This window comes from uncultured Roseobacter sp., from assembly GCF_947493125.1.
Lineage (GTDB): Bacteria > Pseudomonadota > Alphaproteobacteria > Rhodobacterales > Rhodobacteraceae > Roseobacter.
This window is the reverse complement of the sequence record NZ_CANLQB010000003.1, coordinates 233,057-257,521: the sequence shown is the minus strand read 5'-3', so window position 1 is coordinate 257,521 and position 24,465 is coordinate 233,057. Positions and strand designations below refer to the sequence as shown.

The window sequence follows — 24,465 nt, the reverse complement described above, 5'->3', positions numbered from 1 at the left end:
GCCGTTGGTCCTCAGGCCGTCGGCAGCAAGGTGCGCCCGCTCACGACCTCGCGCACTCGCAGCACAGCGCAGTAGATTGCGACAATGCAGGTCACGACGCAGGCTGCAAAGCTGAACGCATAGCCCCACCAGACCGGAAACTGCAGAAACAGCGTCGTCTCGCCATTGCCAATATAGCGTTGCATCCCTTCATAAAGACGCCAGCTGATCAGCAGAAGTGCGGCGGTCAGGACGAGCTCCCAAAACGCAATGATGGCGCGGTTCACCCGGTCCGGCAGTCTGGATGTGAAGATGTCAACTGTCGCATGCGCGCCATACAACTGACAAATCGGAAAGAAGGAGAAGATGGCAAAGGCCACGCCCGCTTCGAGGATTTCGTAGCTGCCGTTGACCTCGCCAAGCCCCAGCTCTCGGCCGGCTGTTGACACAGTTGTCAGGGCGACGAGCCCGACCAGAACAAGACCGCCGATGATCGCTGTCCCGCGGGCGAGCAGTTGCACGGCCTGATGCATAGAGAGCTCCGTCAGAAGAAAGGCCCGCGGTGCGACACTGCGGGCCAGCCGATACCGCGATTACTCGGTGTATTTGTCGATCAGCATGCGGGCTTCATCAATCAAGGCCTGCCCGTCGATGCCCTTCTCGTTCATTTCTGCCACCCATTCGTCGTAGATCGGCTGCGCAACGTCGCGCCACGCAGCGGTTTCCTCTTCGGTCAGCGTGACGATGTTGTTGCCCCGTGCAGCGGCTGCCTCACGTGCGGGCCCATCGGCATCGGCCTGCGTTCCCCCTGCAAACACAGAGAACTCCAGGCCGGAGTTGTCGTCGATCACCTTCTTCAGATCATCGGGCAGGCCCTCGTAACGGTCCTTGTTCATGGCCAGCACGAAGGTCAGGACGTAAAGCGCATTTCCAGTGAATTCCGTGTGGTTATCCACCAGTTCGGGGATCTTCAGGGCCGCTGTGACTTCCCATGGGATCGTGGTGCCATCGATGACCCCTTTGGACAACCCTTCCGGCACTGCGGGTACGGGCATGCCGACAGGTGTCGCACCAACCTTTTGCAGCAAAGCATTGGCCAGGCGCGAGCCTCCGCGAATCTTCAGACCGTCCATATCGGAGGGCTTGCGCACCTCCTTGTTGGCATGGATCAAGCCCGGTCCGTGGACCCAGGTGCCAAGGATATGAACGTCCTTGAATTCCGTGTCTTTCATGTGGGTCTCGAACATCTCCCAATAGGCGCGGGAGGCGGCCCTTGCATTGGTCATCATGAAGGGCAGTTCGAACACCTCGGTCGAGGGGAAGCGACCCGGCGTATATCCGACCACGGTCCAGACGATATCCGCGACCCCGTCGATGGCCTGATCCATAAGCTCAGGCGGCTTGCCGCCCAGCTGCATCGACGGATACCGCTCCACCTTGATGCGCCCGCCGCTGTCTTCCTCCACACTGTCGGCCCAGACATCCAGCACGAGCTTGGGCACATTGGCCTGTGGCGGCAGAAATTGATGAAGACGCAGCGTAACCTCCTGCGCCATGGCAGAAGGCGCGCCCAAGCCAATCATCATTGCGGCAGCGGCCATACCCAGAAATGTTTTGCGTGAAATCGTCATGACGGTTCCTCCCTAATCCCAGCCGGGCCTCGCGTTTTGCGGCCTCTGACTCGTCTTCCCTGTCAAATTGCTATTGCAGATCTATCGGGATGTCACCCGGGTTTGTCATCGCGCCTCCGCCATCCGAGGCCAGTTCTCAGCTCCGCGTCACCCCGCCGGCCACGTTATCGCCACCCAACCAAACGACGGCAGGCAGAGCTGGGAGCGCAGGCAGAGAACAGGAGGGCGAGTTGGTGGCGTTAGGTGGACTTGAACCACCGACCTAACGATTATGAGTCGTTCGCTCTAACCAACTGAGCTATAACGCCACGAGCGCTTCGATTAGTCCGCCGGGCTGAGCGCGTCAACCCAGAAATCAAGGTTATTGAGCCCGAACAGCGTCAATCATTCGCTGGACGTTGTCGGGATCTGCATCGGGCGTGATGCCGTGCCCAAGGTTGAAAATATGAGGTCCGTTGGACAGTGCGGTGACAATCGCCCGTGTCTCATCAACCAGCGCCTGACCCCCTGTCACCATATGGCTGCTGGCCAAGTTCCCCTGTACGCAACCGTCGACCTGCACATGTTTGGCGGCCCAATCTGCGCTCACGGAATTGTCGAGCGCAACACAATCGACCCCGGTAGCCTTCGCAAAGCCGATATAGCTGTCCCCCGCCTCCCGCGGAAAACCGATCACAGGGATGCCGGGATATCGCTCTTTCAATGCCTTCGTGATCTCGCGTGCGGGCTCAAGCGCGTAGCGCTGGAACGCATCTCCCTTGAGCGAGCCAGCCCAGCTGTCGAAAATCTTGACCACCTCGACCCCAGCATCGATTTGCGCGGCGAGATAGTCTATTGTCCCCGCCGTCAAACGCGCAATGAGCGCCTCGAAGAGCGGTCTGTTTTCCTGCATCAATGCGTGGGCGGGCCCCTGATCCGGGGTCCCGCGTCCCGCGATCATGTAAGTGGCCACAGTCCAGGGCGCTCCCGCAAACCCGATCAGGGTTGTCTCCGACGGCAACTCGCGACGCAGAATGCGCACGGTCTCGTAGATCGGCCCCAGCGTCTCGTGGATGTCATCGACCGGACGCAGCTTATCGAAATCGGCCTGCGTCTGGATGGTCGACAGGCGCGGCCCTTCTCCCGTCACAAACCAAAGATCGGCCCCCAAAGCCTGCGGCAACAACAAGATATCCGCAAAGAGGATCGCCGCATCGAAGGCATACCGTCGGATCGGTTGCAGGGTCACTTCGGCTGCAAGCTCCGAATTGTAGCAAAGCGACAAAAAGTCCCCGGCCTGCGCCCGAGTCGCCCGGTATTCGGGCAGGTACCGGCCCGCCTGGCGCATCATCCAAATCGGTGGTGTCGGGAGAGTTTCACCCGCAAGCGCGCGCAGGATCGGTTTTGTCGCAGCCATGATCATCCTCATCTGTCTTGGCACGTTGGTCGGTGTCCGACGCGCCATTGTCAAGACGCTGACGGGTTGTCAGGAGAAATTGACGCGCCTAAAGATATCGCTATGACAGTGACGCTCCCAACACCCGATAGACCTCTCAAAATTGGCACCCGCGGCTCTCCCCTGGCGTTGGCTCAGGCATATGAGACGCGTAACCGACTGCGCCAAGCCTTTGATCTTGATGATGATTGCTTTGAGATTGTCGTGATCAAGGTGACCGGTGATGCGATCCAGGATCGCCCCTTGAAAGACATTGGCGGCAAGGGGCTGTTTACACGCGAAATCGAAGAGGACCTGCTGTCAGAAAAAATTGACATCGCGGTTCACTCTATGAAGGACATGCCGACAGTGCAGCCCAACGGGCTGGTCTTGGAGACGTTTTTGCCGCGGGAAGATGTACGCGATGCCTTCGTCTCACCACGGCTGAAAAACCTCTCTGAACTTGCCGAAGGTGCTGTCGTTGGAACGTCCAGCTTGCGGCGCAAGGCGCAGTTGCTCAATCGTCGCCCCGATCTGCAGGTCGTAGAGTTTCGTGGTAATGTCCAAACCAGACTGAAGAAGCTTGGAGATGGCGTGGCCGAATGCACCTTCCTCGCCGCAGCTGGCTTAAATCGTCTCAAGATGGACGAGGTCCCTGCCACGCCAATTGATCCAGACAACATGCTGCCCGCAGTTGCCCAAGGCGCCATAGGTATCGAGCGGCGGGTCGCGGATGAAACCACTGCCGCTTTGCTGGCCGCCGTCCACGACTTGCCCACCGGGCATCGCTTGATCGCCGAACGCAGTTTTCTCCTCACGCTGGATGGGTCCTGCGAAACGCCCATTGCCGGCCTTGCCGAACTGGACGGTGATCGCCTGCATCTGCGGGGCGAAGTGCTGCGCCCTGACGGATCGGAAGCGATCGCAGGAGCCCGGGATGGCAGCATAACAGACGGGGCGCGGATGGGAGAGGATCTCGCAAAAGAACTACTCGCCAGAGCTGGGGCAGATTTCTTCGACTGGCACCACAGCTGATGCGCCGCGTCTAGGTCAGACCCATTTGGCCAATGGTGGCAGGCTCATGAGGACAGCGTTGGCATCATGGCCTGTCTCAAGGCCAAACTTGGTCCCGCGGTCATAGACAAGATTGTATTCCGCATACAGGCCCCGATGTACCAATTGAGCGTCTTTGTCCTGATCTGACCACGTCTGAATGCGGCGCTTGCGAACCAGCGGAACAAAGGCAGGCAGGAAGGCGCGACCGATATCCTGAGTCAGGCTGAAATCCTTCTCCCAATCCCCGGTACAATGGTCATCCATGAAAATGCCGCCAACGCCCCGAGCCCGGTTGCGGTGAGGCACGAAGAAGTACTCATCCGCCCAGTCCTTGAGCCGTGGGTAGAGCTCGGATCCATGCGGATCCAGCTTCTCTTTTTGCTGCGCGTGAAAATGCGCGGTGTCTTCGTCATATTCGATGCACGGGTTCAGGTCGGACCCCCCACCGAACCACCAGGCGTGCGGTGTCCAGAACATGCGTGTATTCATATGCACGGCGGGCACATGTGGATTGTTCATATGCGCCACAAGACTGATGCCGGAGGCCCAGAACCGCGGATCCTCCTTCATGCCAGGAATTCCCTTTCGCGCGGCCATCGCCATCTGCGCCCGCGCACCCAATGTGCCGTAGACGGTCGAGACGTTCACACCGACCTTTTCGAACACGCGACCACCGCGCATCACGCTCATGAGGCCGCCGCCCGCGTCCGTCCTATCGTCGCTTTTGCGCTGCGTTTCGGTCACGTCGAACCTGCCGGGCGCCGCCTCCGAAAGTGGCCCTTCTCCGTGATCCTGCTCCAAGGCTTCAAATGCCGCGACGATCTCATCGCGCAGGCTGCGGAACCAAGCGGAAGCACGGGTTTTTTCGGTCTCAAAGCTGTCGGTCATCCATCGTCCAATGTGTCAATCTGTCCTGACACCCTCTGTAGCGCGGAACGGGCAGGGACGAAAAGCCGCAATTCTTAGTGCGCAGGTGCAGACACGACATCCAGAAGGCTACGGCCGCCATCGACCGTGATCACCTCCCCGGTTATGAAACCTGATCCATCAGCCGCCAAAAACTGAACCGCGTCCGCAAGCTCGGATGGTCCAGCGATGCGCCCAAGCGGTGTGTGATCCAGAATATCTTCGCGCCAATCTGCATTCTCGATCACGGATGACTTGAGCGATGCGCTCATCACAGACCCGAATGACACCGCGTTGACGCGAATGCGCTCAGGCGCCAGCGCCAATGCCATCGAGCGGGTCATCTGTTCAAGCGCTGCACAGGCAATCGAGTATCCCATCAGCTCGGGTCGTGTGTGGCGTGCGGCGATTGAGCTGAGGTTGATGATCGACCCCAGCTGCCCTTCGGGCTGATCTGCGCCTTGCTTGATCATGCGCTTTGCCACCTGCTGGATCAGGCTCAAGGACGTCATGAGGTTTTGATCCAGCAGAACACCGACGGACGTGTCGTCGACATTCAGCGCGTCTGTCGGCATGACCTGCCTTGAGGCGTTGACCAGAATATCCACGCGCTCGAACGCATCTATTGTCGCAGAGACCAGATTGGCGATTGTGAGGCGCTGGCGCAGATCGCCCGCGAAATAGCGCAGATTGCCATCTTCGGCCTGATCTCCCCATTCGCTGACAAGTTTTCTTTCGTCCATATCCGCGCACATGACATTGGCACCGCGGTCTGCGAACTGACGTGCTATGGCCAAGCCAATGCCATTCGCGGCACCGGTCACGATCGCTGTTTTACCGTTGATAGAGAATGACATCAGGGCCCCCTGTGGTACGTCTTCATCGCGGTGGCGTCAGGCTGGTGTACGACGTGGACGGCTGGCATGGAACAGCTTGAAAAGCCTGTCGCCCGCCAGTTCCGTGGTTTTCGCGAAGAACGCATTTAGCGTCGCCTCATAAGGCAAATGCCGGTTGGCCACCATCCAAAGCTGGCCTTGGGATGTCAGCATTTTTGCCGCCGCCTGTATGAAAGCCTGACCCAAGGTCGGCTCGGCTGCGCGGCCGACGTGGAATGGCGGGTTCATGACAACGGCATCGACGTGGTCTGATGGGCGCCAGTCTGTTGCATCAGCCCAATGAAAGCGCGCGCGCGGGTCAGTGACATTGCGTTTGGCGCACTCCAGCGCCACATGACCCGCTTCGACCAGGTGTAGCTCTTCAACGTCTGATCGCGTCAGAACATGCGCTGACAAAAACCCCCATCCGGCACCGAGATCGGCCACGCGGTAACCGAGAGTCTCAGGCAGTGAAGCCGCCAGCAGTGCCGAGGCAGGATCGATGCCATCTGCCGAGAAGACACCCGGTGCAGTCCAGAACCCACCATCGGTCAATACGGGCCCCGACGCCCAATCCTCAAAGGGATTTCGATCTCCTGCCGCGATCCAGAAGAGTTTACCGTGGCCCTTGTTGATCGGCCCGGCGATATCGGTTCGCTTTCGGACATCGCGCAGCAGACTGTCAATTCCATCAGTCTTTTGCCCGTTGATCACCACGGTTCCGTCGGTGCGAGACGCCGCCTCGGCGACCAGTGCGCGCGCCGCCGTCTTCGCGCGCGGCAGAGAGACGATACTCAAGCCGTATAGCTGCTGAGGCTCGACCACGCAGTCATATCCACGATGCCGCCACTGATCTACGTCCGGCTTGAAATCCGCTATGATCTGGGCACGGTCCTTCGGAAGGCCCGGAAGCGATGCGCCGACCGGCGGGTTGAAAACGCCCAGTCTGCCCCGCGATGGTAACTCCAGCCCGCCTTGATCAAGCGCGAGCGATAGCCGGGCGTCGATCACGCGCTCAGTCTTCTTTTTCCATCGTGCATTGCAGCGGGTGCTGATGACGCCGTGCAAAATCCATGACCTGGGCCACCTTGGTCTCGGCAATCTCGTGGCTGAAGACACCCACCACCGCAACGCCCTTCTTGTGCACGGTCAACATGATCTCGAAGGCTTGCGCGTGGTTTAGGCCAAAGAACCGCTCTAGCACATGTACAACGAATTCCATCGGTGTGAAGTCGTCGTTGAGCAACAGCACCTTGTAGAGCGGCGGGCGCTTCGTCTTCGGCTTGGTCGCGGTCAGGATCGACGTGTCGCCGTCATCGTCTGATCGGTCTGCCATCATCATTGCATCGCGGTGCATTTCTGCTCCTGATCTGCGTTTAGGTCGTGGTGAGTCGTTGAGCGCTCTATATAAACTGTCTGAACATTTAGAAAAGGGGCGAGCACCGTGGGTCAGCGGCTGAGCACAATCGGATTTGATGCCGATGACACGCTCTGGCACAACGAGCGTTTCTTCCAGATGACCCAGGCCCACTTCGCCGGCCTTCTCTCCGACTTCACCGACCGCGACAGCCTGCTGGAGCGCCTGCTGGCAGCTGAGAAACGCAACTTGGGTCACTATGGGTTTGGCGTGAAGGGCTTTACACTGTCGATGATCGAAACTGCAATCGAAGTCACCGGCGGTCAGGTCCCCGCACCGGTTATCGCGGAGATCCTCGATGCAGGCCGCGAAATGCTCCGTCACCCTGTCGACCTTCTGCCGCATGCCCGCCGGGCCGTCGAGTGCGCCCGCGAAACGCACCGCATTCTGCTGATCACCAAAGGCGACCTGCTCGATCAGGAACGCAAACTGGCACAGTCCGGGCTGGACGATCTGTTTGATGGCGTGGAAATCGTTTCGTACAAAACCCCGCAGGTCTATTCTGAAATCTTCGCGCGCTACGGGACGGTCACCGACCAAGGCATGATGGTGGGCAACTCCTTGCGTTCCGATGTCTTGCCGATGATCGAAGCGGGTGGCTGGGGTGTCTTCGTCCCCCATGAACACGAGTGGGACATGGAACGGGCCGCACCACCGGCTCGCAATGATCGGTACCATAGTTTGACCAGCCTTGCCGAACTGCCTGATCTGATCCGGCTAATTGAGTCGTCCTGAACCGACGCAACCAAATGGTTGTCATCTTCAATACACCGGCAATCCTCCTTTTTGGGGGCCTAGGGTGTTGGCCCCCCAGATGTGGATTCGGGTTCATCAAAACTTAACGCAAATACTTTAAATCAAAGACTTTATAGAAATCCAAAGCTGTGTTAGTCTCGCACACAATAAAATAGCCAGTCGACTAATCGGCGGCGTGAGGCAGAAAAGGCAGGTTATCATGAAGGTTCGGCGCGCGGTGCCGGCCCGGTACGGGCTATTTATTCTGGCAGCTTTATGGATGTTGGTCATCGTGCCGCTGAGTGCGGTGGCAGCACCCTACGCGGCCTACGTCATGGATGCACGATCCGGCGAGGTCCTGCACTCTCGAAATGCCGACACACGCCTGCACCCGGCCTCTCTCACCAAGATGATGACGCTATACATTGCTTTCCAGGCTGTTGAGCAGGGCGAAATCACACTCGACACCAAGGTCAAGATTTCCCGGTTTGCAGCCTCTGAACCTCCCTCCAAGCTTGGACTCAAGCCGGGGCAGCGAATCGCATTTCGCTACTTGATCCGCGCCGCTGCCGTGAAATCTGCCAATGACGCGGCGACGGCCATCGGTGAGGCCTTGGAAGGCTCCGAAGCTGCCTTTGCACGCCGGATGAACCGCACAGCCAAAGCCTTGGGCATGACCAGAACGACCTTCAAGAACGCGCACGGCCTGACCGAATCCGGCCATCTGTCGACGGCGCGTGACATGTCGATCCTGGGCCGTCATGTGCTGTATGACTATCCGGAGTACTACAATCTCTTTTCGCGCCGCTCGACCAACGCAGGCGTGCGCGAAGTTGCCAATACCAATCGGCGACTGTTGTCAGCCTATCGTGGCGCAGACGGTATCAAGACCGGGTACACGCGCGCTGCAGGGTTCAACTTGGTCGCCTCCGCCGAGCGCGGCCGCGAGCGGATCATTGCGACGGTTTTTGGCGGCACGTCCACAAGCGCGCGGAATGCGCGTGTGGCCGAGTTGCTCGACATGGGGTTCAAGCGCGCACCCTCGCGGGTCACCTTGCGCAAACCCAAGAAACCGGCGTACGTCCGTGGTGGAGCCGGAAAAATCGTGCGTACGAGTGGGCTTACCCGAACCAGCCTACGCCCTCAGATGAGAGCGGGCAGCTTGATAGCCGCGGCACCAGCCGCAACGACGCCCCCTCCCGCAGCGGCGCAGGCCAGCACCAGCGGCGTTCTGTCCTCTGACATTCAAATGGCTTTGATCGCAGCACAAGAAACCCCGATCGAGCCCGCGCCAACGACGGCGTCAGCCTCCAACGGCTTGGCTGGTGTCAGCCTGCGGCCCATCCTGCGACCTGCAGATGAAACCCTGGCCGAGGCAGAAGGCGCCGCGGAGGAGAATGAAGTCGTGACACGCCTGTCGACATCCGGGGGGCATCAGTGGGGCGTAAACGTCGGCCGCTACACCACGCGGTACAATGCGGAACGCGCCTTGGTCACGACAGCCCTTGCAGAGATGACCACGCTGGAAGGTACGTTGCGCAAGGTTGTGAAGAAGCCGACGGGCTTTGAAGCGAATTTCCTGGGCATGACGCAAGAAAGCGCAGATCTTGCCTGCCGCAGGCTCACAGCCAGAAATATCAGCTGCCAGATGGTTGGACCGTCCTGACGACCAGCCTAGTCGTCTTTGGGATAATCGTCCCAGGTATCGCTGAGGATCCGACGACTGTCGCCCTCCGGATCATCATACTGGCGTGACTTGAGCGTATAGAGAAACCCCAGAAGGCCCAAGCCTCCGAGGATGAGCGAGATGGGGATCAGGTAGGCCAAAACGTTCATCGACGTCCTCCAATTCGCAGCGCATTGAGCGACACCGAGATAGAGGATGTTGACATGGCCAGCGCCGCTATGAGCGGTGTCGCCATCCCCGCCACGGCCAAAGGCACTGCGATGACATTGTAGAGAGTGGCAATCTGGAAGTTCTCGCGGATGCGTCGTGTGGCTTGCCGGGCCACCGCAACCGCATCGGCAATCGGAGACAGGGTCTGGCCAAGCAAGACCATGTCAGAGGCTGCGCGCGCGGCATCAAGCGCCTGTGCGGGGCTGATCGAGACATGCGCGGAGGCCAACGCGGCTGTGTCATTCAGGCCATCACCGACCATCAGCACGCGGCGCCCCTGATCACCAAGCTCCGCAACGAATTCCGCCTTCTCTTGCGGCAACATGCTCGCGTGCCACTCATCAATCCCAAGCGCATCTGCAAAGGCTTCGACGGCTGCGGTCCGGTCACCTGACAACAGCACGACGTCAAACCCCTGATCCTTCAGCGCTGTCAAAAGCTGATCAGCCCCCAAGCGCGCCGTGTCAGTGAAGGTCAGCAGGATCGGCGCCGCACCGCCCACCTGCAGAGCAGTACAGATTTCGTCTCCATCCGAGACAACGCCGATCCAGTCGGGCCGCCCCATGCGCACCTTCTCCGATCCAAAAGATGCCTCGACACCAAACCCCGGTATTTCGCTGGTATCTGACAGCTGTACCTGCTCACAGCCCTGAGCGCGCGCCATCTCGACAATCGCCAGCGACAACGGGTGCTGAGACCCCAGTGCCAAAGCATATGCGACCGCCTTTTGCTGTGCCTGCAAATCGTCCCAATTGGTCAGTTGGGGCTTGCCGGTGGTCAACGTTCCGGTCTTGTCGAACACGACGGTGTCGACCTCGGCCAGCCGCTCAAGCGCTGTGGCGCTCTTGATCAGAAGCCCTTGGCCAAACAGGCGCCCTGAGGCCGCGGTTGTGACGGCTGGCACGGCCAACCCGAGCGCGCAGGGGCAGGTTATGATCAGAACAGCCGCCGCAATATTCAACGAGACCCGCATGTCGCCCGACCAAATCAACCATCCGATAAAGGCCAGGGCTGACAAGATGTGAACGCCCGGTGCGTAGAGCTTCGCCGCGCGGTCCGCCAAGGATGTGTAACGCGACCGACCGCTTTCCGCGATGGTGACCAGAGCCGCCATGCGCTGTAGCGAGGTATCCTGACCGACGGCCGTCGCACGAAGGGTCAGCGGCCCGGTCAGGTTGACCTCACCCGCGCTGATCATGTCTCCGGGGCATCGCCGCTCAGGCAGGGTCTCTCCGGTGAGCAGGGCCCGGTCCACCTCCGACTGACCGTTCACAACCTCGCCGTCAACCGGCGCGCGCGCGCCGGGGCGCACCAGCACACGATCACCCACCTGCAACTCCGAAACAGCGACCTCGACAGGGCCATTCTCGGACCAGCGCAATGCGCGCGGAACCTCAAGAGCTGTCAATTCCTCCGCAGCAGAGCGGGCTGCAGAGCGGGCGCGCGCGTCAAGCCAACGCCCCGCGAGCAGAAAGAACGTCAGCGTCAGCGCGGCGTCAAAATACGCATGATGGCCGGAGAGCCAGGTCTCCCAGAGCGACGTGACCAAGGCCAGGACGATTGCGAGGCTGATCGGCACATCCATGTTAAGCCGGCCGACACGCAGCGCATGCCAGGCATTCACGAAGAACGGCTGCGCCGAGAACGAGATGGCGGGCAAAGCAATGGCCGCTGAAATCCAATGGAAGAGGTCGCGCGTCGCGTCTTCGGCGCCGGACCATACGGCCACGGACAGCAACATCACGTTCATCGAGGCAAAGCCGGCCACAGCGAGGCGCATGAGCAGGTCCCGCCCCGCCGTCCGGGTCGTCGTTTCACTGAGGGCACCGGCGTCCAGTTCGTGGGCTTCAAACCCTTCATCGGCAAGAAGATCGATCAGGGTGCCGGTCTCGACCTCGGGGGCCGCCTCGATCATGGCCCGTTTCAGTGTCAGGTTCACACGGGCCGAAGTCACGCCCAAGTACGAATTCAGGGCACGCTCGACTTTGGCGATGCAGGCCTGGCAATGGACCGTCGGCAAGGACAGCAGGATCCGCGCATCTTTTGATGGTGCATCGATGGGATCAACGGGCCCGGCAAGGCACCCCGGACAGGCAACCGCCGTATTTGTGGTGACGGTCGTCACGACTTGGCTCGGGGAACGTGCAGGATGACACGCTGCTGAAAGACTGTTCCATCATCCGCGACGGCCTTCATCCGCAGGTTCCAATTGCCGGGTGCGAGAGTCGCGGGCGCGACATAGGCCGTTCCGTCGAAGACGAAGGCTGGCGTCTGATCATCGCGCACATGGGTCGCGCGCCCCAACGTGGCCTCCAGTTCATTCACCTCGACTGGCCGACCCGCGCTGTTTGTGATCGACAGGACAACGTCATCGCCGCGAGCCTGTGCCAGCACCGACCAGCCGAGCGCCTGCTGTGCGGCACGGTTTTCATCGAACGTCTGGCTGGCCACATAGGAGTTCTTCACTTCGAGGCCGGGAAAGGTGCTCAGCGCGTTATAGGCAAGCGTCAGGTTGACGCCGATGATAACGGTGAAGGCCGAGACGAAGATCAAGGCCACATGGCGACCTGTCAGTTGTTTGGGCGCTGATGTCATTACTCGTCTCCTTTGCCGTTAAAGCTGCTGTCCTTGTAGGCACGGTCACCATTCGTCAGATCCTCAACCCAGAACCGCAGATCGGTACGCGCGGCTTCGGCGGGGTCAGACCCCGGCGGGGCGATGACATAAACCCGCTGCAACAGGGAGGTGTCGGCGGGGACATCGACTGACCCGTAAGGTGTGCCCTCAAGTTGGATCCGCAGTGCCGGATCACCGGCGAGCGACAAGCGGAAAAGCCGCTCATCGTTGTTCTTGTTACGCAGGCGGATGTCGTAGGTATTGCGGATCGAGCCGTCGGAGAGCGTGACAAACGTCGGATTACGCACGGCAGCCACGGTCATCTCGATCTCTGCGCGGATGAACAGCGCCACGAGAAGAGCGACACCGACACCGCTCCAAAGCGCCGTATAGAGAAGTGTGCGCGGACGGAAGACGTGCTTCCAGACTGCTCGCGGTTCGGCGCCGGCACGTTCCCGCTCTTCGTCAGACAGGGCAATATAGTCGATCAGCCCCCGCGGCTTGCCAATACGCTCCATCACATCATCGCAGGCGTCGATGCAAAGCGCGCAGGTGATGCACTCAAGCTGCTGTCCGTCGCGAATGTCGATGCCCATGGGGCAGACGTTGACGCAGGCCATACAATCGATGCAGTCGCCCTGCGGCTGTGTCTTGGCCTCCTGGCTGTGTTTGCGCGGCTCGCCCCGCCATTCACGATAGGCGACGGTGAGTGTGTCTTCGTCCATCATCGCGGCCTGGATGCGCGGCCAGGGGCAGGCGTAGATGCAGATCTGCTCCCGCATGAAGCCGCCGAAGACGAAGGTCGTCGCCGTCAGGATCGCGACGGTGATGTAGGCCACAGCGTGCGCCTGCCCGGTGAAGAGATCGACAAAGAGTGTCGGCGCATCGGCGAAGTAGAAAACCCAGGCCCCACCGGTTGCCACGGCAATCAACAGCCAGAGAACCCATTTGGTCAGCCGCAACCGCAGCTTGCGCCCATCCATTTTCGCTTGCCGATGCAGCCGCAGGCGGGCGTTGCGATCTCCTTCGACCCAGCGTTCAACGAGGATGAACAGATCCGTCCAGACGGTCTGCGGACAGGCATAGCCGCACCAGACGCGGCCCAAGGCGGAGGTGAAGAGGAAGAGCCCCAACCCCGCCATGATCAAGAGCCCGGCAACGAAATAGAACTCGTGGCTCCAGATCTCGATCCAGAAGAAGTAGAAGCGCCGGTTTGCCAGATCGAGCAGCACGGCCTGGTTGGGCAACTCTGGTCCGCGGTCCCAGCGGATCCAGGGCACGAGGTAGTAGATGCCGAGGGTGACCGCGAGGATCACCCATTTGAGGTTGCGAAACGACCCCGAAACGCGGCGCGGAAAAATCGGCTCGCGAGCGGCGTAGAGGCTGGGAGGCGGCGCTTGATCTGTCACGGCTGTCCTTGCGGATAGGGTAAGAAGCTGTCGGGGCCGGCGTGTATCTGCGGCGGCTTACCGCAAATCCGGCCCCGGTTCGGCGGGGTTTACTCCCCCCCGCCAAGCTGGTGCACATAAAGTGCGACCGCCCTGATCTCTGCCTCGCTCAAGCGGTTTGTCCAAGGTGGCATCACGCCATAGCGGCTATAGGTCACAGTCTCGGTCAGGGTTTCTTCGTCACCCCCATAGAGCCAGATCGCATCGGCGAGATTCGGTGCGCCGAGATCGGTGTTCCCGAGCCCGTTGTCGCCGTGACACGCCGCGCAATTATCGGCAAACAGTTCGGCCCCCGGCTCGGCCAGCGCGGCATCATGCTCCCCACCTGAGAGCGACATGACGTAGTGGACCACTTGGCTGATCTCCTCAGGTTCGAAGATGTCGCCATAGGCCGGCATCTCCGAATAGCGCGCATCTGGATCATCCTCATTGCGGATCCCGTGCGCGATTGTTGTGTGGATCGCCTCGATATCCCCCCCCCACAACCAGTCATCATCCAGAAGATTTGGATACCCCACAAAGCCAGCGGCACCAGAACCGTGACATTGCGCGCACCAAGTCCGGAAGACGGCGGCCCCGGAAGAAACAGCATAGCTGTTTAGGTCCGCATCAGCGGAGATCTCTGTCAGTTCCGCTTCGGCCAGCCGCGCATTGATACCCGCATTGGCCTCTTCAACGGCAGCGATTTCAACCGCCACTTCCTCTCGGGTCGAGTATCCCAGAAGGCCAGCGGTGGCCGAGGACACCAGCGGCCAGGCGGGATAGGCGATGGTGTACAGCACACCCCAGACGATGGTGGCGTAGAACGTCCAGAGCCACCAGCGCGGCATCGGGTTGTCAAACTCTTCGATCCCGTCCCAGCTGTGACCGGTGGTGTTCGGATCGCCCTCTTGCTTTGGGGGTACTTTGCTCATTTGTCTGCCTCCTCTCGGGGCGCGGGTCGTTCATCGTTACGGAAGATCATGGTTGCGGCTTCGCGGTGGGCCTTTCCCGATCCGGGCCGGATGACCCAGAACCAGATACCCACAAAGACGCAGAACAGGACCAGAAGCATCCAGCTGTCAGCGAATTCACGCAGGAGCGAATAGGTTTCCATTTCTTGGCCCTCCTATCGGCTTGCGTCAGGCGTGAAGGTCGAGAAGTCGACCAGCGTGCCCAGCATTTGCAGATAAGCGATCATCGCATCGGCCTCGGAGATGCCAGGGGCGCCGTCGAAGTTGCGCACCTGTGCGCCCGGATAGCGCTCCAGCAGCCCGTCAAAGTCGCTGTCGGGGTCGGCCTGCGCCCGGAAGTCCGCAGCCGCTTCCGCGATCATCTGGTCTGTATAGGGCACACCAACCAGTTGGTGAGTCCGGAGCAAGTCCTCGATATGATCGCCTTCGATCAGCGTTTCCTCAAGGAACGCATAGGGTGGCATGATTGATTCCGGCACCACCGCCTTGGGGTTGCGCAAGTGGTCGATGTGCCAGTCATCCGAATAGCGCCCACCCACGCGGGCCAGGTCCGGGCCGGTCCGCTTGGAGCCCCACTGGAACGGGTGGTCGTACATCGATTCCGCGGCAAGGCTGTAGTGGCCGTAGCGCTCGACCTCGTCCCGCATCGGGCGGATCATCTGGCTGTGGCACACATAGCAACCCTCGCGGATGTAGATGTCGCGACCCGCCAGCTCCAGCGGCGAATAGGGGCGCATCCCCTCCACTTTCTCGATGGTGTTTTCGAGGTAGAAGAGCGGCACGATCTGCACGATGCCACCGATGGTCACCACCAGGAAGCTGAGGATCAGCAACAGGGTGGCGTTGGTTTCGATGAGCTTATGTTTTGTGAGGATCGACATCTTGGCCCCTCCTTATTCCGCAGGGACGGCTGTGCCGAGGGTCGCCTTGGCAGGCGCCGCACGGACAGTCATCCACAGGTTGTAGCACATGATGATCGAGCCAGCGAGGAACAGCACCCCACCCAGAGCGCGCACCACATACATGGGGAACTTGGCGCTCACGGTGTCGGCAAAGCTGTTCACGAGGAAACCGTTGGCATCCACTTCGCGCCACATCAAGCCCTCCATGATCCCGGTCACCCACATGGACGCGGCGTAGAGCACGATGCCGATGGTCGCGAGCCAGAAGTGCCAGCTCACAAGGCTGAGGCTGTAGAGCCGCTCGCGCTTCCAGAGCACGGGCACCAGATAGTAGAGCGCGCCAAAGGTGATCAGCCCGTTCCAGCCAAGCGCACCGGAATGCACGTGCCCGATGGTCCAGTCGGTATAATGGCTCAGGGAGTTGACCGAGCGGATCGACATCATCGGCCCCTCGAAGGTGGACATGCCGTAGAACGCGAGGCTGGTGACCATCATCCGCAGCACCGGGTCGGTGCGCAGCTTGTCCCAGGCGCCTTGCAGCGTCATCAGGCCATTGATCATCCCACCCCAGCTGGGCATCCACAGGATGATCGAGAAGACCATGCCAAGCGTAGACGCCCAGTCAGGGAGTGCGGTGTAATGCAAGTGGTGCGGCCCGGCCCAGATATAGAGGAAGATCAGCGCCCAAAAGTGGATGATCGACAGTTTGTAGGAGAACACCGGGCGTTCGGCCTGCTTTGGCACGAAGTAGTACATCATGCCCAGGAACCCGGCCGTCAGGAAGAATCCCACAGCGTTGTGGCCGTACCACCACTGCACCATCGCATCCTGCACGCCTGAGAAGACCTGCACCGATTTGCTGCCCCAGATCGAAACGGGGATAGAGATGTTGTTGACAATATGCAGCATCGCCACCGTCACGATGAAGGACAAAAGGAACCAGTTCGCCACATAGATATGCGGCTCTTTCCGCCGGATGATCGTGCCGAGGAAACAGGCGAGGAACGCGACCCAGACAATGGTCAACCAGATGTCCACATACCATTCGGGCTCGGCGTACTCTTTCGACTGCGTGCCGCCCAGAAGGTACCCCGTCGCCGCAAGAACGATAAAGAGCTGATAGCCCCAGAACACGAACCACCCCAGGTTGCCGCCCCAAAGCCGCGCTGCCGAGGTGCGCTGCACGATGTAGAACGACGACGCGATCAGCGCGTTGCCTCCAAATGCAAAAATCACCGCCGAGGTGTGCAGCGGACGCAGACGGCCAAAGTTGCCATAGCCCTGTGTCCACTCGAAATTGAGCTGTGGAAAAGCGAGCTGAAAGGCGATCACCACACCCACGAGAAAGCCGACAACGCCCCAGAAGGCAGTTGCAATCACGCCCGCGCGGACGACGCTGTCGAAATACTCGTTGGTGGGGATAGGCTTTGCGGGCTCATCCGTCGCGCGCAGAGTGACCAAAAACAGCCCCCCTGCAACGATCATGAAGATGATCATGTGAACCTGATAGGCGAGATCGCGGGCATAGCTGGCCGCGATCATCGTAAACAGCGTGGCGAGCGCCAGGACCACCAGCTTCACGTAGTTTGATGTTCCGGTATTCATTGTTCCGGGTTCCCTTACGGTTAGCCCCACGCAGGGCGTGGGAACGTCTCAATACTTTGCATGTGCCGGTTTGACCTTCGCCGCGCTTTGATCTGCATCAAGAATCCTGGGCTTTTTGCCTGACGAGGATCAAGGTTCACGCAGGGCGCGAAGGCTAGTTTTGCAGGCAAGATCACCACAAAGGACCTGCGCCATGACCTTCAAGACACTCTTCACCGCGCTGACCGACTTTGAAGCCGGCAAGGCCGCCCTGGCACAAGCTGCCGCAATGGCGGAAACCCTCGACGCGCATCTGGATGTAATGTGCCTCGGCATGGATCGGTCGCGAAGCAACTACTACGAGGTCGGGGCCAATGCGATTCTGGTCCAGACGGCGCTCGAAGAGGCGCATCGAAAGGCGGAAAAGACCCGCGTCGAAGTCGATGCCTGGCTTAAGACCGCAAACCTCCGCTGGACCGCCGTAGACGCCATCGCCACGCTTGCGGATGCCGGGCGTCCTCTGGCGCTGGCCGCGCGCTTTGCTGATCTCAGCGTTGTGCCTCTGCCCTATCGCAAACACAGCAGCGCTGAGGAGACCCTCATTCTCGAAGCGCTGCTCTTCGATGCGTCATGCCCGACGATCGTGATGCCGGATATGGACCCGGTCGCCGCACCGTCGCGTATCGTGATCGGATGGAACGAGAGCACCGAGGCACTGCGTGCGATCCATGCGGCGATGCCCGTCCTGACCGCCGCCAAGGAGGTGCATATCGCGATCATTGATCCGCCGGAACACGCCGCCGACCGCTCAGATCCCGGCGGGGCGTTGGCGGTGATGCTGTCCCGGCATGGTGTCAACTGTGATATACAGGTGATGTCGCGCAACGGCGCCCGTATCAGCGAGCGGTTGCAGCGCCATGTCACCGAAATGGGCGCCGACATGCTGGTGATGGGCGCCTATGGGCACTCCCGTTTTCGAGAGGCGATCCTTGGTGGCGCGACGCGCGAGATGCTGGAACACGCCAAGGTGCCGGTCTTCATGGCGCACTGATGCGGATCAGACCAGATAGCCGCCATCACTGTCGTCGCCCGCCTCGGTCATGAGCCGATCCATATCGGGAATCGTCACCAGCCGCTTGCCGCTGAGCACGATCACGCCGTCCCGCTTCAGTGCGGAGATTTGGCGGCTGACGGTCTCCAGTGTGAGGCCAAGATAGTCCGCCATGGCTTCGCGTGTGAGCGGGATCTCGACCTGCAGCTCCTTTCCGGGCGCGGCCAGACCAAGGAGCGCATCACGCCGCGCGATGATCGAAAGCAGGCTGGCGATCTTCTCGCGCGCTGTTTTTCGGCCTAAAACCAACATCCATTCGCGCGCTGCGTCTAGTTCGTCCAGCGTCATCTCGAGCAAACGGTGCGCAATATGGGGTGTCGTGCTGATCATCTGCTCAAAGGGTTTGCGCCGGAAGCAGCACATCACCAAATCCGACGTGGCCGTCACCGTATAGGCCGCCTCGGCGCGTCCGGGGCGCCCGACGAAGTCAGACGGCAGCAACAGGCCGACCATCTGGGTCCGGCCATCCTCCATCGTCTGAGTCAGGGTTGCGACGCCCGACACGACCGAGGCCACGAAGTCCATGTGATCACCGGCCCACATCACGGTCTGCCCCGCACTGAAACTTCGATAATACTTGATGTCTTCCAACAGCTCGAGTTCTTGGCTGTCACATTTGGCGCAGACCGCCCGATGACGGATCGGACAGTCCGAACAGGTCTTGAAGGCAGGGGCAACCACCTGCTGCATTTTGGAGCTCCACTTTTGATCTGTGTCAAGGAACAGTGACACAACGCACTTTATGCGAGCAGTATGCACATGACATCCAAATTAGCAAAGCTGGGTCTTTTTGACGCGATGGTGCCGAGGTACACAAGCTACCCTACCGCACCCCAGTTCAAATCCGACATTGGCGGAGGGCAGATGGAAAGCTGGATCCGTGCGATCCCGCAGGGCAGCCAGATCTCGCTCTATCTGCATATCCCCTTCTGCAGAAGGCTCTGCTGGTTCTGTGCCTGCCGCACGCAAGGGACCCAGACGCTGTCACCGGTTCAGGGCTATCTCGACACGCTGATTCAGGAGGTTGAGATGCTCGGCCAACTGCTGCCATCCGGTGTCACGCTGAGCCGGATGCACTGGGGCGGCGGAACACCGACGCTTCTGCCGCCTGACATGATCGCCAACCTGGCAAGTGCGGTTTCCGATGTCGCGCCGCTGGCCCCGAATGCGGAGTTCTCGGTGGAGGTGGACCCCAACGAAATTGATTCGGCACGCGTGCAGGGGCTGGCAAAAGCGGGCATGAACCGGGCCTCGATTGGCGTACAGGACTTCGACCCGGAGGTTCAGACCACCATTGGCCGGATCCAGGGCTTTGAGATCACCCGCGACGCGTCCGAGATGCTCAGGGCCGCCGGCATCACTTCTCTGAATGCGGATATCCTCTACGGTTTGCCCCATCAGGACGAGACCAAGATCGCGGCCTCCGTTCAGAAACTGCTGACACTGAACCCGGACCGCGTGGCGCTTTACGGCTATGCGCATGTGCCTTGGATGGCGCGGCGCCAGTCGATGATCCCAAGCGATGCCCTGCCAGCACCCGAACGACGGCTGAACCTGTTTGAAACGGCAGCGCGGCTCTTCGATTGGGATGGGTATACCCAAATTGGCATCGACCACTTCGCGGCGCCGCACGACAGCCTGGCTATTGCAGCGCGTGCGGGGTGCCTGCGCCGAAACTTCCAGGGCTACACCGACGACCCCGCAGATGTGCTTATCGGCCTTGGCGCTTCGGCGATTTCGCGGTTTCCGCAAGGATATACCCAGAACGCCTCGGCGACATCGGATTATGCAAAAGCGGTTCAAAGCGGGCGGTTTGCCGCGGCGCGCGGGCACGCCTTTGCTGGCGAGGACCTTCTACGCGCGCGGATCATTGAAGCGCTGATGTGTGACTTTGACGTGCGTTTTGATGACATTGCGCAGCGCTTTCCCGATCACGTGCGGCGCCTTGCGGAGTTGCTGCAATCGGCAGCGGATCGGTTTGGAGAGATGGTGCAGTTGACGGAGACGGGTCTGCGGATCAGACCCGAGGGACGCCCGCTCACCCGGATTATCGCGCGTTTCTTCGACGCCTATGACATGTCGGGCGCGGGGCACGCCTCGGCGATCTGACGCAAGGGTGGCCTAAAGCCCACCCAACCTGCCGGTGTCACCGGACACGCGAAAGATCAGACCGCAGCCTGCAGGAGCGTGCGAGTGTACGTATGTTGCGGTGTGTCAAAGACGGCATTCACATCTCCAAGCTCAACAACATCTCCACGGTTCATCACCATGACCTGATGTGACATCGCGCGAACGACTTTGAGATCGTGGCTGATAAAGATGTAAGCCAAACCATATTTCGCCTGCAAATCGCGCAATAGATCGACGATCTGCACCTGCACGGTCATGTCGAGCGCGGAGGTTGGCTCGTCCAGAACAAGCAGACGCGGGCGCAACACCATGGCACGCGCAATTGCGATCCTTTGCCTCTGACCACCTGAGAATTCATGCGGATAGCGATCCATCGTGGCCGGATCCAGACCAACTTCGACCATGACCTCCCGGACTAGATCCCGCGGGTCACGATCCGCGTCCACATTGTGAATGCCAAGCCCTTCGGCGATGATCTGCGCGCAGGTCATCCGCGGAGAGAGCGAGCCATAGGGGTCCTGGAAAACGATCTGCATGTCTTTGCGAAGGCTGCGCAGCTCGCGCGTCGACCATTTGCGCACATCCCGCCCCATGAAGACGATCTGGCCCTCCGACGCAATCAGCCGCATGATCGCCAGTGCCAGCGTGGTCTTGCCCGATCCGCTTTCGCCGACGATCCCGATGGTCTCCCCTGCCCGGACGGTCAGACTGGCATCGTTGACCGCTTTCACATGGCCGACGGTGCGCCGCAGCAGGCCAGCCTGGATCGGAAACCAGATCTTCATGTTGTCTGTTTGCGCCACAATATCGGCATCCTGTGGCACGGGCGCGGGGCCACCCGACGGCTCGGCACTTAGAAGCTTTATCGTATAGGGGTGGCGCGGTGCGTCGAAAATCTCGCGTGCAGGACCGGTCTCGACGATCTCGCCATGCTGCATCACGCAGACGCGATCCGCGATGCGCCGTACAATCCCCAGATCATGGGTGATAAACAACAATCCCATCCCCAGACGATCCTTGAGTTCCTTGAGCAGATCGAGGATCTGCGCCTGGATGGTGACATCGAGCGCCGTCGTCGGCTCATCCGCGATCAACACGTCGGGCTCATTGGCAAGCGCCATCGCGATCATGACCCGTTGCCGTTGCCCGCCGGACAACTGGTGCGGATAGCTGGCAAGCCGCGTCTCAGCGTCGGGAATTCCGACCTGATCCAGCAACTCCAGTATCCGTGCCCGCGCCGCAGCCCCGGCGAGCCCCTGGTGCAAGGCCAGGCTTTCGCCAAGCTGCTTTTCGATGGTGTGCAGCGGGTTCAAGGACGTCATAGGTTCCTGGAAAATAAAGCTGATATCATTTCCGCGCACCTCGCGCAGTTTCGCCTCCTCTGCGCCAATCATCTGTTGGCCGTCGAACACCACAGATCCGGAGACCTCAGCGCTTTCCCCAAGCAGCGCGACCGTTGACAGAGCGGACACAGACTTGCCCGATCCGGACTCGCCCACCAGCGCAACGGTCTCGCCACGTGCGACAGAGAAGCTCACACCCTTGACCGCTTCGGTCAATGTCCCGTCCTGCCGGAAGCTGACGCGCAGGTCTTTCACCTCGAGCAATGCGCTCATGAGAAGGTCTTTCTCGGATCGAACGCATCGCGGATGCCTTCGAAGATGAAGATCAGCAGCGAGAGCATGATCGCGAAGGTGAAGAAGGCGGTGAAGGCCAGCCACGGCGCCTGAAGGTTCTGCTTGGCCTGCAAGGTCAACTCGCCGAGGGACGGGGCTGAGGATGGCAGGCCAAAGCCGAGGAAGTCGAGGATCGCAAGCGTCGAGATGGTTCCGGTGACAATGAACGGCAGCATGGTCAGCGTGGCGACCATCGCATTTGGCAGCATGTGGCGAAACATGATGGTCATGTTGCCAACGCCCAAGGCCCGCGCGGCACGCACATACTCGAGATTGCGCGCGCGCAGAAATTCCGCCCGCACGACGCCAACCAGCGACGTCCAACTGAACAGCACCAGCAGGATCACCAGCAGCCAGAAACTTCGGCCGAGAATGGCGAACATGATGATGATGACGTAGAGAGACGGGGTCGAAGACCAGATCTCTATGATCCGCTGAAAGATCAGGTCGGTCTTGCCGCCGAAGAAGCCCTGTACGGCTCCGGCGATGATTCCGATCAGGCTCGCGGCTCCGGTGACGATCAGCGTGAAGATGATGGACAGGCGAAACCCGTGGATCACACGAGCGAGCACATCACGCTTTGTGCCGTCGGTACCAAGCAGATTCTCCGCGTTTGGCGGCAGTGGCGCAGCGCCGGGACGGTCAACGGCGGTGTCGAAGGAATACGGGATGAGCGGCCAGATCGCCCACCCTTTCTCGATGGGCTCTCCCTCGATGATCCCGTCCTGCGCGTCTTCGATGTAGCCCTCTGGGTCGTCGAAGCAGAGCTCCAAACCACCGGTCTCGATCAGGCATTGCACCTCAGGGTCGCGATAGACGGCCTCGGTCTGGAAATCGCCGCCGAATTCCGTCTCCGGGTAGAAAGACCAGATCGGCGTATAGTAGCTGCCGCGATACTGAACCAGGATCGGTTTATCATAGGCGACGAACTCCGCCATCAGCGAAATCCCGAAGAGCACCGCGAATATCCACAAGGACCAGTAAGCGCGCCTGTTCCGCTTGAAATTTCGCCAGCGGCGCTGGTTGAGCGGGGACATGGCCATCAACCTTCCCTCCGCTCAAAATCGATGCGCGGATCGACGAGCACATACATGAGGTCGGACAGGATCCCGACGATCAAGCCGATCAGGCCGAAGATGAACAGGGTTCCGAAGACCACCGGGTAGTCCCGTGCGACCGCCGCCTCGAACCCCAATCGGCCGAGGCCATCCAGGCTGAAAATCGTTTCGATGATCAGCGAGCCTCCGAAGAACACACCGATGAACACGGCCGGAAAGCCCGCAATTACAATCAGCATCGCGTTACGGAACACATGCCCATAGAGGACCCGACCCTCGGCAAGGCCCTTGGCACGGGCGGTGATCACATACTGCTTCTTGATCTCGTCGAGGAAGCTGTTCTTCGTGAGCAGGGTGAGCGTCGCAAAAGCCGAGATGGTTGAGGCCAGCACGGGCAGGGTGATGTGCCAGAAGTAGTCGGCAACCTTGCCCAGCGGGCTAAGCTGGTCAAAGTTGTCAGACGTCAGACCTCTGAGCGGAAAAATCTGCCAATAGGAGCCGCCAGCGAAGAGCACAAGCAACAGAATGGCGAAGAGAAATCCGGGTATGGCATAAGCGGCGATGATGGCGCCGGAGGTCCAGGTATCGAAGCTGGTTCCGTCCTTGACCGCCTTGCGAATGCCCAGGGGGATCGACACCAAATAGGCGATCAGCGTCGACCACAGCCCTAGCGTGATGGAGACCGGCAGCTTTTCCTTGATCAGGTCGATAACGGAGATGGAGCGAAAGTAACTTTCTCCGAAATCAAACCGCATGTAATTCCAGATCATGTTGAGGAAGCGTTCGATCGGCGGCTTGTCAAAGCCGAACTCACGCTCGAGTTCCGCGATGAATTCGGGCGGCAGACCACGGGCGCCAACGTATTTGCTGTCTGACGCCGTATTCAGCTCATCCACGCTCGCATCGTTGTTTGTGCCCGCAAAGCCTCCAAACACGTCGCCGCCGCCCTGAGCGCGGGCAATCGCCTGTTCGACGGGGCCTCCGGGAACAAACTGCACAAGCGCGAAATTGATGAGCATGATTCCGAGCAGGGTCGGAACAATGAGCAGAAGACGTCGGACAATATAGGCGCCCATA

At 60.2% G+C, this 24,465-nt stretch carries 24 protein-coding genes and 1 tRNA gene; 5 read left to right on the top strand and 20 right to left on the bottom strand.

Annotation, left to right across the window (positions count from 1 at the left end; all coding sequences use genetic code 11):
- Positions 1 to 11: 11 nt before the first annotated feature.
- The 4 genes from Q1A71_RS07705 to hemE all read right to left on the bottom strand — a co-directional run bounded on the left by Q1A71_RS07705 (position 12) and on the right by hemE (position 3,006).
- Entirely contained in the window at positions 12 to 512 is a 501-nt protein-coding gene (locus tag Q1A71_RS07705; RefSeq protein WP_299673706.1) for a TRAP transporter small permease, read from the bottom strand.
- Between the two features lie 60 nt (positions 513 to 572).
- Positions 573 to 1,610 carry a TRAP transporter substrate-binding protein gene (locus Q1A71_RS07700; RefSeq protein ID WP_299673704.1) on the bottom strand — a complete coding sequence of 346 codons (1,038 nt, stop codon included), beginning with the start codon at positions 1,608 to 1,610 and terminating at the stop codon, positions 573 to 575.
- Between the two features lie 231 nt (positions 1,611 to 1,841).
- Positions 1,842 to 1,918, bottom strand: a tRNA-Met gene (locus tag Q1A71_RS07695).
- A gap of 53 nt (positions 1,919 to 1,971) precedes the next feature.
- Entirely contained in the window at positions 1,972 to 3,006 is a 1,035-nt protein-coding gene (gene hemE / locus Q1A71_RS07690) for a uroporphyrinogen decarboxylase (RefSeq protein WP_299673702.1), read from the bottom strand.
- 102 nt (positions 3,007 to 3,108) lie between these two features.
- On the opposite strand from hemE, the gene hemC reads away from it, so the two are divergent.
- Positions 3,109 to 4,059, top strand: a complete 951-nt coding sequence (gene hemC, locus Q1A71_RS07685) for a hydroxymethylbilane synthase (RefSeq protein WP_299673700.1) — start codon at positions 3,109 to 3,111, stop codon at positions 4,057 to 4,059.
- Between the two features lie 15 nt (positions 4,060 to 4,074).
- On the opposite strand, the gene hemF is transcribed toward hemC, so the two are convergent.
- From hemF to clpS, 4 genes are all read right to left on the bottom strand, one after another.
- Positions 4,075 to 4,968 carry an oxygen-dependent coproporphyrinogen oxidase gene (gene hemF, locus Q1A71_RS07680; RefSeq protein WP_299673698.1) on the bottom strand — a complete coding sequence of 298 codons (894 nt, stop codon included), beginning with the start codon at positions 4,966 to 4,968 and terminating at the stop codon, positions 4,075 to 4,077.
- A gap of 74 nt (positions 4,969 to 5,042) precedes the next feature.
- The gene (locus Q1A71_RS07675) at positions 5,043 to 5,843 is read right to left on the bottom strand and encodes an SDR family oxidoreductase (protein ID WP_299673696.1); all 801 of its coding nucleotides are present in this window, start codon (positions 5,841 to 5,843) and stop codon (positions 5,043 to 5,045) included.
- Between the two features lie 36 nt (positions 5,844 to 5,879).
- Complete coding sequence (locus Q1A71_RS07670) at positions 5,880 to 6,872, bottom strand: methyltransferase (protein ID WP_299673694.1); 993 nt, start codon at positions 6,870 to 6,872, stop codon at positions 5,880 to 5,882.
- 4 nt (positions 6,873 to 6,876) lie between these two features.
- Complete coding sequence (gene clpS / locus Q1A71_RS07665) at positions 6,877 to 7,218, bottom strand: ATP-dependent Clp protease adapter ClpS (RefSeq protein ID WP_299673692.1); 342 nt, start codon at positions 7,216 to 7,218, stop codon at positions 6,877 to 6,879.
- Between the two features lie 87 nt (positions 7,219 to 7,305).
- Between clpS and Q1A71_RS07660 the strand changes: the two genes are divergently transcribed.
- Together Q1A71_RS07660 and Q1A71_RS07655 are read left to right on the top strand one after the other, a co-directional pair.
- Positions 7,306 to 8,013, top strand: a complete 708-nt coding sequence (locus Q1A71_RS07660) for an HAD family hydrolase (RefSeq protein ID WP_299673690.1) — start codon at positions 7,306 to 7,308, stop codon at positions 8,011 to 8,013.
- A gap of 220 nt (positions 8,014 to 8,233) precedes the next feature.
- Positions 8,234 to 9,679, top strand: a complete 1,446-nt coding sequence (locus tag Q1A71_RS07655) for a D-alanyl-D-alanine carboxypeptidase family protein (RefSeq protein WP_299673688.1) — start codon at positions 8,234 to 8,236, stop codon at positions 9,677 to 9,679.
- An 8-nt stretch (positions 9,680 to 9,687) separates the two neighbouring features.
- On the opposite strand, the gene ccoS is transcribed toward Q1A71_RS07655, so the two are convergent.
- The 8 genes from ccoS to ccoN all read right to left on the bottom strand — a co-directional run bounded on the left by ccoS (position 9,688) and on the right by ccoN (position 17,434).
- The gene (gene ccoS / locus Q1A71_RS07650; RefSeq protein ID WP_299673686.1) at positions 9,688 to 9,849 is read right to left on the bottom strand and encodes a cbb3-type cytochrome oxidase assembly protein CcoS; all 162 of its coding nucleotides are present in this window, start codon (positions 9,847 to 9,849) and stop codon (positions 9,688 to 9,690) included.
- Positions 9,846 to 12,035 (bottom strand): heavy metal translocating P-type ATPase, encoded by a 2,190-nt coding sequence (locus tag Q1A71_RS07645; protein ID WP_299673684.1) that lies wholly within the window; start codon positions 12,033 to 12,035, stop codon positions 9,846 to 9,848. The genes ccoS and Q1A71_RS07645 overlap by 4 nt, the downstream gene beginning before the upstream one ends.
- The gene (locus tag Q1A71_RS07640) at positions 12,032 to 12,505 is read right to left on the bottom strand and encodes a FixH family protein (RefSeq protein ID WP_299673682.1); all 474 of its coding nucleotides are present in this window, start codon (positions 12,503 to 12,505) and stop codon (positions 12,032 to 12,034) included. Before Q1A71_RS07640 ends, Q1A71_RS07645 begins: the two co-directional genes overlap by 4 nt.
- Positions 12,505 to 13,935 (bottom strand): cytochrome c oxidase accessory protein CcoG, encoded by a 1,431-nt coding sequence (ccoG, locus tag Q1A71_RS07635; protein ID WP_299673680.1) that lies wholly within the window; start codon positions 13,933 to 13,935, stop codon positions 12,505 to 12,507. The genes Q1A71_RS07640 and ccoG overlap by 1 nt, the downstream gene beginning before the upstream one ends.
- An 89-nt stretch (positions 13,936 to 14,024) precedes the next feature.
- Positions 14,025 to 14,888 carry a cytochrome-c oxidase, cbb3-type subunit III gene (gene ccoP, locus Q1A71_RS07630; protein ID WP_299673678.1) on the bottom strand — a complete coding sequence of 288 codons (864 nt, stop codon included), beginning with the start codon at positions 14,886 to 14,888 and terminating at the stop codon, positions 14,025 to 14,027.
- Positions 14,885 to 15,070, bottom strand: a complete 186-nt coding sequence (locus tag Q1A71_RS07625; protein WP_299673676.1) for a cbb3-type cytochrome c oxidase subunit 3 — start codon at positions 15,068 to 15,070, stop codon at positions 14,885 to 14,887. The genes ccoP and Q1A71_RS07625 overlap by 4 nt, the downstream gene beginning before the upstream one ends.
- Positions 15,071 to 15,082: 12 nt before the next feature.
- Positions 15,083 to 15,808, bottom strand: a complete 726-nt coding sequence (gene ccoO, locus Q1A71_RS07620) for a cytochrome-c oxidase, cbb3-type subunit II (protein WP_299673674.1) — start codon at positions 15,806 to 15,808, stop codon at positions 15,083 to 15,085.
- A gap of 12 nt (positions 15,809 to 15,820) precedes the next feature.
- The gene (gene ccoN / locus Q1A71_RS07615) at positions 15,821 to 17,434 is read right to left on the bottom strand and encodes a cytochrome-c oxidase, cbb3-type subunit I (RefSeq protein WP_299673672.1); all 1,614 of its coding nucleotides are present in this window, start codon (positions 17,432 to 17,434) and stop codon (positions 15,821 to 15,823) included.
- A 193-nt stretch (positions 17,435 to 17,627) separates the two neighbouring features.
- Here ccoN and Q1A71_RS07610 point away from each other — a divergent pair, with 193 nt between their 5' ends.
- On the top strand, positions 17,628 to 18,464 hold the full coding sequence (locus tag Q1A71_RS07610) for a universal stress protein (protein WP_299673670.1): 837 nt from the start codon (positions 17,628 to 17,630) through the stop codon (positions 18,462 to 18,464).
- 6 nt (positions 18,465 to 18,470) lie between these two features.
- Here Q1A71_RS07610 and fnrL read toward each other — a convergent pair whose 3' ends face one another.
- Positions 18,471 to 19,214 (bottom strand): transcriptional regulator FnrL, encoded by a 744-nt coding sequence (gene fnrL, locus Q1A71_RS07605; RefSeq protein WP_299673668.1) that lies wholly within the window; start codon positions 19,212 to 19,214, stop codon positions 18,471 to 18,473.
- A gap of 63 nt (positions 19,215 to 19,277) precedes the next feature.
- Here fnrL and hemN point away from each other — a divergent pair, with 63 nt between their 5' ends.
- Entirely contained in the window at positions 19,278 to 20,633 is a 1,356-nt protein-coding gene (hemN, locus tag Q1A71_RS07600) for an oxygen-independent coproporphyrinogen III oxidase (RefSeq protein ID WP_299673666.1), read from the top strand.
- Positions 20,634 to 20,689: 56 nt separating this feature from the next.
- On the opposite strand, the gene Q1A71_RS07595 is transcribed toward hemN, so the two are convergent.
- The 3 genes from Q1A71_RS07595 to Q1A71_RS07585 are packed head-to-tail and all read right to left on the bottom strand — an operon-like array spanning position 20,690 to position 24,464.
- Positions 20,690 to 22,270, bottom strand: a complete 1,581-nt coding sequence (locus tag Q1A71_RS07595; protein WP_299673664.1) for an ABC transporter ATP-binding protein — start codon at positions 22,268 to 22,270, stop codon at positions 20,690 to 20,692.
- Positions 22,267 to 23,373, bottom strand: a complete 1,107-nt coding sequence (locus tag Q1A71_RS07590; protein ID WP_299673662.1) for an ABC transporter permease — start codon at positions 23,371 to 23,373, stop codon at positions 22,267 to 22,269. Before Q1A71_RS07590 ends, Q1A71_RS07595 begins: the two co-directional genes overlap by 4 nt.
- A complete protein-coding gene (locus Q1A71_RS07585) occupies positions 23,373 to 24,464 on the bottom strand; it encodes a microcin C ABC transporter permease YejB (RefSeq protein WP_299673660.1) in 1,092 nt (363 codons plus the stop codon). The genes Q1A71_RS07590 and Q1A71_RS07585 overlap by 1 nt, the downstream gene beginning before the upstream one ends.
- Position 24,465: the final 1 nt, after the last annotated feature.